Below are 1,585 nucleotides of genomic sequence, written 5' to 3' on the forward strand. Positions count from 1 at the left end.
GGGGCGGGGGCGCGGCCAGGGAGGGCAGGCCCATCTTCTTGGCGCGCTCCTCCTCGAAGGAGTCCAGGTAGCGGCCTTCCGCGGGGTTGAGCGGCTTGGCGTCCGGGGCGTCCGGCAGGGGCTCCTTCACGGACTGGGCGGCTGCCGCACGTTCGGCCGTGGCCTGGCGGATGCGGGCCATCACCGAATCGAGCTTGGAGCCAATACCGAGGGCCATGGGCTTCTCCTGTCGCGACTGGGTCTTTTTTCTCCCGCATTATCCGCGCAGGACTTTGGAGGTTGCTTCCGGATCACGGGTTTTGACGGAAGCGCTTGATTTCCGACGCAACCGTGCAGGCGCCCGGGCCGAGAAACATGGAATCCTGGACTGAGGGGTACACTGGACCCATGGCGAACCGGCATGACAGGGACGATGGGCCTTCCGCGCCCGGCTCCGCGCCGCGCGTTTCGACGTCGCGGGAATCCTACGGTACAGGTAGAGCCAACGCGACGGGGCGGAGTGGGGCGGAGGCCTCGGCGCCTTCGCGGGGGGGCGAGTCGCAGCGGCTCTCGTCTCGGCAGGTGGGCCGGTTCGTCCCGCTGAAGGTGCTGGGGCAGGGCGGCATGGGGGTGGTGTACGCCGCCTATGATCCGGACCTGGACCGCAAGGTGGCGCTGAAGCTCCTGCGGGTGAAGGGCGGCCACGAGGACCTGGAGCAGGGACGGGCGCGGCTGTTGCGCGAGGCGCAGGCCATGGCGCGCATCTCCCACCCCAACGTCATCCCCGTCTTCGAGGTGGGGCAGTGGGACCAGCAGGTCTACGTGGCGATGGCGCTGGTGGACGGCGGCACGCTGCGCGACTGGACGAAGGCGAAGCCCCGGACGTGGCAGGAGCTGCTGGACAAGTACCTGGCGGCGGGGCGGGGCCTGGAGGCGGCGCACGCGGCGGGGCTGGTGCACCGGGACTTCAAGCCGGCCAACGTGCTGGTGGGCAAGGACGGGCGCGTCTACGTCACGGACTTCGGGCTGGCGCGGCCCATGGGCGAGGTGGACGACGACGACGAGGACGGTGAGCGCACGCGGCCGGTGGGCGATGACTCGCCGCTGAGCGCGCAGCTCACGCAGGCGGGCCTGGTGATGGGCACGCCCGCGTACATGTCCCCGGAGCAGTTCCGGGGCGAGCTGCTGGACTCGCGGTCGGATCAGTTCAGCTTCTGCGCGGCGCTGTACCGCGCGCTGTACGGCATCCGCCCGTTCGACCCGGATGAGCTGTCGCGGGTGGCGTCCCAGCTGCGGCCGCGGACCGCGGAGGACGGGCCGGGCGTGACGGTGGCCGGGCCCGCGGTGCAGGTGCTTCCTCCGTCGCCCATCCTGGAGCCGCCGCGCGAATCGAAGGTGCCGGCGTGGGTGCGCCGCGCGCTGATGAAGGGGCTGTCGCTGGAGCCTCGGGACCGGTTCCGCTCCATGGAGGAGCTGCTGACGGTGCTGGGGCAGGGCGGCATGGGGGTGGTGTACGCCGCCTATGATCCGGACCTGGACCGCAAGGTGGCGCTGAAGCTCCTGCGGGTGAAGGGCGGCCACGAGGACCTGGAGCAGGGACGGGCGC

Annotated in this window: 2 protein-coding genes; one reads left to right on the forward strand and one right to left on the reverse strand. The window is 71.2% G+C overall.

The genetic code is table 11. The features are described 5' to 3' along the window. Window positions 1-217 (reverse strand): hypothetical protein (locus D7X96_RS38940; RefSeq protein ID WP_147468522.1); only part of this gene is annotated, 217 nt, incomplete at its 3' end. A gap of 170 nt (window positions 218-387) precedes the next feature. Between D7X96_RS38940 and D7X96_RS38945 the strand changes: the two genes are divergently transcribed. Further along, a partial coding sequence (locus D7X96_RS38945; protein WP_370450234.1) for a serine/threonine-protein kinase occupies window positions 388-1,585 on the forward strand: 1,198 nt, incomplete at its 3' end.

The organism is Corallococcus interemptor, from assembly GCF_003668875.1.
Classification (GTDB): Bacteria; Myxococcota; Myxococcia; order Myxococcales; family Myxococcaceae; genus Corallococcus; species Corallococcus interemptor.